Source organism: Nocardia mexicana NBRC 108244, assembly GCF_001613165.1.
Classification (GTDB): domain Bacteria; phylum Actinomycetota; class Actinomycetes; order Mycobacteriales; family Mycobacteriaceae; genus Nocardia; species Nocardia mexicana.
Genome location: NZ_BDBV01000163.1, coordinates 1 through 6,636, shown reverse-complemented (window position 1 = coordinate 6,636; position 6,636 = coordinate 1). Strand labels below are relative to the sequence as shown.

At 69.9% G+C, this 6,636-nt stretch carries 7 protein-coding genes; 1 reads left to right on the top strand and 6 read right to left on the bottom strand.

The window, feature by feature from the left end:
• Window positions 1-92 precede the first annotated feature (92 nt).
• Window positions 93-1,577 carry a type VII secretion protein EccB gene (gene eccB, locus NM1_RS40505; RefSeq protein WP_068033110.1) on the bottom strand — a complete coding sequence of 495 codons (1,485 nt, stop codon included), beginning with the start codon at window positions 1,575-1,577 and terminating at the stop codon, window positions 93-95.
• Window positions 1,578-1,807: 230 nt separating this feature from the next.
• Here eccB and eccE point away from each other — a divergent pair, with 230 nt between their 5' ends.
• A complete protein-coding gene (gene eccE, locus NM1_RS40500) occupies window positions 1,808-3,496 on the top strand; it encodes a type VII secretion protein EccE (protein WP_246011565.1) in 1,689 nt (562 codons plus the stop codon).
• 68 nt (window positions 3,497-3,564) lie between these two features.
• Here eccE and NM1_RS40495 read toward each other — a convergent pair whose 3' ends face one another.
• The 5 genes from NM1_RS40495 to NM1_RS40475 all read right to left on the bottom strand — a co-directional run bounded on the left by NM1_RS40495 (window position 3,565) and on the right by NM1_RS40475 (window position 6,461).
• Window positions 3,565-3,861 (bottom strand): WXG100 family type VII secretion target, encoded by a 297-nt coding sequence (locus NM1_RS40495; RefSeq protein ID WP_068033106.1) that lies wholly within the window; start codon window positions 3,859-3,861, stop codon window positions 3,565-3,567.
• Between the two features lie 103 nt (window positions 3,862-3,964).
• Window positions 3,965-4,255, bottom strand: a complete 291-nt coding sequence (locus NM1_RS40490) for a WXG100 family type VII secretion target (RefSeq protein WP_084520509.1) — start codon at window positions 4,253-4,255, stop codon at window positions 3,965-3,967.
• A gap of 78 nt (window positions 4,256-4,333) precedes the next feature.
• Window positions 4,334-5,125, bottom strand: coding sequence for an ESX secretion-associated protein EspG (locus NM1_RS40485; RefSeq protein ID WP_068033103.1), 792 nt, complete (start codon window positions 5,123-5,125; stop codon window positions 4,334-4,336).
• Window positions 5,122-6,114 (bottom strand): PPE domain-containing protein, encoded by a 993-nt coding sequence (locus NM1_RS40480; RefSeq protein ID WP_068033101.1) that lies wholly within the window; start codon window positions 6,112-6,114, stop codon window positions 5,122-5,124. Before NM1_RS40480 ends, NM1_RS40485 begins: the two co-directional genes overlap by 4 nt.
• Before the next feature lie 17 nt (window positions 6,115-6,131).
• Window positions 6,132-6,461, bottom strand: a complete 330-nt coding sequence (locus NM1_RS40475; RefSeq protein WP_068033099.1) for a PE family protein — start codon at window positions 6,459-6,461, stop codon at window positions 6,132-6,134.
• Window positions 6,462-6,636 lie beyond the last annotated feature (175 nt).

The window sequence follows — 6,636 nt, the reverse complement described above, 5'->3', positions numbered from 1 at the left end:
GATCACCGACTTCTGAGGGTTCCTGCCCCGCCGGGCTGGCCTCTCGTCATCCCGGCGCGGGCGTTCCTCCCGTATTTCGCAGGCCGAGCCGGCTATCCCCCGGCGGCGGCTACCGAATCGTGGCTGGTCAGGGCCTCTCGGGGGGAGAGGGTGGGGCCGGGGACCAGCTGGCCGACTATCGCCCAGGGCGCCAGGCGGGGCTTGTCGCCCAGGCCCAGGACGTTGGCGGTGGCGAGATCGGGGACGCCGTAGCGGATTCCGTTGTCCGCGATGTAGAACAGGCTGTCGCGGCGGGTGCTGCCCGATTCCATGCCGGTGGCCTGCACGAACTCACCGTCGCCGGGCGACAGGTACACCGCGTCCACGCGGTCGCCGGTGCCGTCGGCGGTCACCAGATCCACCGGCTTCGCCGAGCCGCCGATCGGCAGGCGGGTCCCGGCCAGGATCGAGACCGCGGCCCGCTCGCCGGGGCCCTCCACGGACGAGGTGCCGGTGCCCGGCGTCTTCGACCAGGACACGCAGGCAACCGGATTGTCGTCGGTGACCAGCAATTTCGGCACCTGCACCGGGAACTGGTCGACGCGCAGCGTGCGCACCTGCGGCACCTCGTCGAGCACGTCCGGGGTCACGGTGGCGGCGTCGCTCATCCCCTGCGAGTTCGAGTTCCGGATCACCTGCGCGGCGAACGGCGTCACCGGCTGCAAGCCGTTCTCGAGGACCACGTACAGGTCCGGGCGGCCCGCACCCAGGCTGGGAACCGAAACGATGCCGCCGACAGGGATCTTGGACAGCGGCCCGGGTCCGGGCTGGCCCGCCTTCTCGATCTGTGGCGGCACCAGCGGCGGCACCTCGGAGGTGGCGCCGACGAAACCGGCGCCCACCGGACGCGGCCGCGCCGTGGCCAGCCCCAGCGAGCGCGACATCACCGAATTGTTCGTATCGACCTCGGCGCGCTTGCCGTCGTAGATCAGATAGGTCTTGTCGCCGTGGCGGACCAGCAGCGCGGAATCGGCGCCGGTGGGCCGGATCCGGTCACCCAGCTCCGGGGCGCCCGCCACCACGGTCGTCGTGCCGCCGGACGCCGAACGTGCGCTGCCGCCGAGGGTTTCACACAGCGCCCACTGCGAGCTGTCGCCCTGTCCGGACCCGGGCAGCGCCGCCGGCGCGCCCGGTATGCCCAGCAGCGGCCCGCGCGCGAAATCGTTGAGCTTGTTGTCGGCCACCGCATGCGGGGCCGCATTGCTGCCGGTGATCAGCCGCGCCGAGGCCAGATTCAGCACCGGGTGCAGGCGCGTGGACCCGTCCTGGGAGTGCACGACGACATACAGGGCGCCGCTCTGCTTGCCGGAGACGATCAGCTGGTCACCGATCGCGCCTTGGGGCCGCAGAAACGCCAGGATGGCGGCGCCCGCCACGATCAGAATCCCCAGCACCGCACCGACCAGCAGCGACCGGGTCTGGGATCGCATCGGATCGTGCAACATCCGCACATCGCGGCGGATCAGGGCATGATCGAGACGCCGCAGCAGGAATCGGTACCCATTGACCTGGGCACGGGTCGTCAGCTGTGCTGGCACTCGGTCTCCATCAAGCTATCCGTCACTATCCGTAGCCGACACGGTACCGTAATTCCGCATGCGGCCCGAACCGATGAACGGCCGCACCGGTGTTGCGGAGTTCCACGGTGACCGCGCGAATGCGAAGCAGGGCAACAATTGTGAACGACACGATGAATAACGGGACAATAGACAACGTCGGAAGCAAATCCAGCAACCGGGCAGCATCCTCCGGTTCTGCATATGACACGTTGAGAGATCCGGAATTCTGGCTGTTCCGAATCTTTCCGCTGCGGGTGGTCATTCCGGTGGCGACGTTCGCCGCGATCGTCGCCTGGGTAGTGCTGGCGTTCACCGATCTCCCCCTGGCCGCGGCGGGCGCCGCGGCGGCGGTGTTGATCATCGGTCTCACGCCGATCCGGGGCCGTTCGCTCGCGGGCCGCATCGCCTCCGGGCTCGCCCGCCGAAACCGGCCCCCGATCGACCGGGTCGCGGAGCCCGCCATCGACGTGCCACTCGACGAGGGCGGCAGCTACGGCGTGCGCTGGGACGGCGACCTGCTGGTCACCATGCTGCGCATCGATCCGCCGCCGGACACCCTGACGCTGCTGCGCCGCGGCTCGCTGAGCACCGACCAGCTGCTGCCGCTGACCGAGGTCGCCAAGTGCCTGGACCAGTTCGACATCACGCTGGCGGGTATCGACGTGGTGAGCACCGGGGCGCGCACCGCGGGCACCGGCGTGGTGGCCTATCTGTACGACCGCATCCTCGGCCCGCTCCCCGCCATCGCCCACCGCACCGTATGGCTGGTGCTGCGGCTGAATCCGCTGGCCAGCGCCGAGGCCGTGGAGAATCGCGGCGGCGGCGGCACCGGCGCGCTGCGCACCGCCATCATCGCCACCCGCCGGGTGGCCAATCGACTGGCGGCCCTCGACATCGCCGCCTCCGTGCTCACCGCGGCCGAGATGAATACCGCGGTGCGCGAACTCACCCACGGCTTCGAGGTAGCGCAGTTGCGGGAGACACCGCACTACCTGGAGGACCGAGGCCGTCATCTGGCGCACTACCAGATCGGCGCCGACATGATCGGCCGCCGCGGGCTCGCCGATATCTGGGCGGTGCCCAGCCTGTCGACCACGACCGTGCTGCGCCTGCGGCCGGGCGCGGACCGCGGCGATCGCAGCGACCACGCCGGCACGGTGGTGCTCAATGCCGTCGTCCGCTTCGACACCGGGGCCCCGCCGGAGAAGCCGCCGCTGCCGGGCCTGCGCGAGCTGACCGGGAACCAACTGCGAATCCTGTTGGACACCTTGCCGATCGGCGCCGGTGGGCAGTGGGGCGCGGATGTCGCCTACCGCGGCACGCTCGCCGCGCTGACCGACATCACCGTGCCGACGGCCGGTTGCGGGCAGCTGATCGGCGCCGACGAAACCGGCCAGGGCATCGCCGTACCGCTGATCGGCGAGGGCACCCGGCACCTCGAGGTCATCGGCAACGTCGACCTGGCGCAGCAGGTGATCCTGCGGGCCACCGCACTGGGCGCCCATGCGATCGTGCACACCAACCGGCCCGAGGCATGGCACACCATGGTGGCCAATCTCAATGCGCCGCATGTACTTTCGATCGCACCGCGATCCGCCGGGGCCAGCTACCACCCGCCGGCGCCGCCGCCGCTCCCGGCCGCGGCCTATCCGAGCACCACCGTCGTCGTCTTCGACGGCATCCAGCCCACCGCGCTGACCGGTGGCGCCACCATCGTGCATGTGCGGCAACCGAATCAGCCGGAGAGCCATTTCGAGGCCGACGTCACTCTGATGCAGGATCCCCAGGCGCCCAACCGGATCACCGTCCGCACCGCCGCCGCCTCGGCGACGGTGTTCATGGTCACCACGCCGGACGAGATGCAGTACATCGGCGAATCACTGGTCGCCACACGGTAGTTCGAGCACGAAAGACTACGGCCGGCCGGGGAGCTCTCCCCGGCCGGCCGTTGTCGGTCCGTACCGGCTCAGAAGTCGGCGAAACCGTCGCCGACCTTGCCGTCGGCCTCGAGCGCGGCGTGCTTGGCGTTCTCGACCTTGCCGGCCAGAGCGTCCAGCTTCTGGCGGGTGTCCTCCAGCGCCTCGTTCATCTTGTCGCTGGCCTGCTGGAAGCTCTGCTGAGCCTGCTGACCGCCCAGGTTGTCGTGGAACGCCTTCGCGGCCGACTGCAGGGCATCGATCTCGCCATTGATCTTGCTGCCGTTGGTCTTCAGCTCGTCGAAGAGCCGGTCCATTGCCTGCGGGTCGTAAAGGATTTCGCTCATGTTCTCATTCCTCTGTGGTCGACTGAATTACACGGGGGGTTGATACGACGGCGCCCCGATAAGCCGACGCCGCCACCACCACCGAAATCGGTGGCATCCAGACTCAGACGGGGTTCTCGTCCATCTTCACCAGGGTCGACTTGCCCGCGGTGACGGCCTGCGACAGCGCATCGAGCCGCTGGTTGAGCTGAGCCGACTCGTCGCTCCAGTCGTCCATGACCTTCTTGAACGAGTCCTGCGCGCTGCCCTTCCAGCCGCTGCGGACCTCGTCACACGCGCCGTCCACGGCGTTCACGGACGCCTTGAGGTTCTGAATCGCAGTCTCCATATCCTGGACGACCTTGTCGATTCCGGCGGTCTGGACACCAACCTTGTCTCCACCGAACATTGACATATCTCGGATCCTTTCGTAACGAATGAGTTGATTCGGAGATCGACTTGATCTCCGTGAATGGATAGCGGTCGAGAATCGCTACGGCGGCAGCCACCTCCCCCCGGGCAGCCCGTCGAGCAACGCCGTAATCGCCTGCGTGACACGATGTTCGGTGCCCGGAGTGACCGTGGACCAGACCTGCTGATCCGGGGCGACCATGGGCGCGACAACGATCCGCCCGCGGGCGGTGTCGTACACCGCGACGGCCCCCGGAATCCGGGTGGTCAGTCCGTCGTGATGTGTCGACGCGACGATTTCGGCGAAGGTATGGCAGGACCCGAACGCCAGGCCCAGGACTGTGGCGTCGCGGTCGGCGGCGCCGAGCGCGTACATCGCATCGGTGTACTCGCTGGCGGTGGTGGCCGCGTTCAGCCGGTCGGCCAGATCACCGGCCGGTGCGCTGAGGCTCGCGACGTCGGCGGCGGGGCACGGGCCGAGCGCCGCCAGCAGCGGGGCGGCCAGCGCCGGGCCGGAGCCGTCGACCCACACCGACCGCACCTCGAAGCTGTCGCCCCGGCGGACGGCCACCGCGTGGGTGTCGCCGCGGCGCACCAGGCAGGCGCGACGCGTGCCCTCCTCGGAGTAGACGCGGACGGACAGTTCGTATTCGGGCTGCGCCAGCGTGAACAGTGCCTGCGCCAGCTCCGTGTCGACCTCGCCGTGCGAGTCGATCACGCCGCCCGCGATCAGTCCGGCGACGGCCGCCTCGTGGGCCCGCTGGAAGTCCTCGAACGAATCCTGTTGCGGCCCTACGGACAACGCCAGCGGCAGGGTCTGCACGCCGAGCCGATCGGCCACCGCGAGCAGTCCGTCGTTGGTCAGGGTCGTCATGCGGCGCCCCCGGTCTGCCCGTCGGCGGTCGCGGAGCGGGCGGGCTCGGCACCGCCGAGGACCGCCGGTGCCGCCTGGATCTCGCCGTCCAGATGATCACCCTCCTCGCCGGCCAGGCTGGCGCGCGGGAAACGCGGAACGTCTTGCGACGCACCGCCCGCGGCACCCGGACCGCCCGCGGCCGGACTCATCGGGACGGCCTCGGTGCTCGCGTTCGAGGCGTTCACCGGAACCGGTTGCGCGGTGACCTCGCTGCTGGCTCCCGACTGCGAGAACACCGGCGCCTGATAGGCCGTGCGTACCCGCGGCACCGCGGTCGGCATCGAGGGAATCGCCATCCGGCCCATCGGCATCATGCCGGGCATGGCGCCCGCCACCGACGGCACCGGCGTCTGCCGGGCCGCCTGCTCGGCCGCCAGCGGCTTCTCCGGCGCCACCGACGGCGGCTGCTCGTGCTGCCACGGCGTCGCCAGCGGTTCGGTGGCGGATTCGTAGCTGCGCATCACCCGCGAGGCCACCGCCTTGGCGACATCGGCCTCCGCGTCGGTATCGGCCGCCACCGCGCGGATCGGCGCGCCGAGCATGCCGCCGATCGATTCCAGCATGCGCTGCACCTGCTGGATGGATTCGATATCGGCGGTGTTCGGCATCGCCAGCCGCGCCACCTCGTAGGCGGCCACCTGGGCCTGCATGCGCGCGGCATTCTGCGCCGCCGCACCCGCGGCCTCGGCCAGCCAGTCCCGCAGCGTCGAAACCCGTTGCATCACAGCATCACTGCGACCGGACTGCCAGGCGCCGCGCAGCGCAGCGAGGATCTGCTCGTATTCGACGACCGCGGCGCCGAATCCGGTAGCCAGCCGCGACCACGCGGCCGCGGCCTCGGCCATCGGCACAGAGCCCGGGCCCGCGGTGAGGTCCTGCGCGAGCTTCTGCGGCTCGCGCGCTTCCCACACCACGCCCGTGAACCCCGGCTGTGGCATCTCGATCATCTGCTGCGCAATACCTTTCAGGCCGAACCCTCGACCGAGCCCAGATTCGCGGCGTTGTCGGCCTCCATCCGGCCGAACTGGTCCGTATTCAGCCGCAGCGTCGCCGCCAGCTTGCGCATCTCGTGCACGCTGGCCTGCGCGCTCGACAGATACGACGTCGCCACCTCGTTCGAGGTGTGCGCGGCGCGGCCCGACACCTCGTCCACCCCGGCGGGTTCGACCGTCAGCGCCGACTCCGCGGCCTGCAGATCCGAGGCCAGCCGGTCGGCCAGCGCATCCAGACCCGTTGCCGCCCTACCTGCCGAGGCGGGGTCGAACTGTACCCCGTCGTTCACCTGACCAGCCATTGCATCCTCCTGTTGTGCTAGGCACCCGTGTCAGAGCGTGAGTTCTTTGTCCGGCGGTGGTTCCGGCGACGTATCGGTCGCGCCGACCACCGGCAACGTGACCCCCTCGATCCGGCCGACCACCTCGTCGCCGTGCTGGCCGGTGACCATATTGGCCTTGACCGCCGCGTCGGCG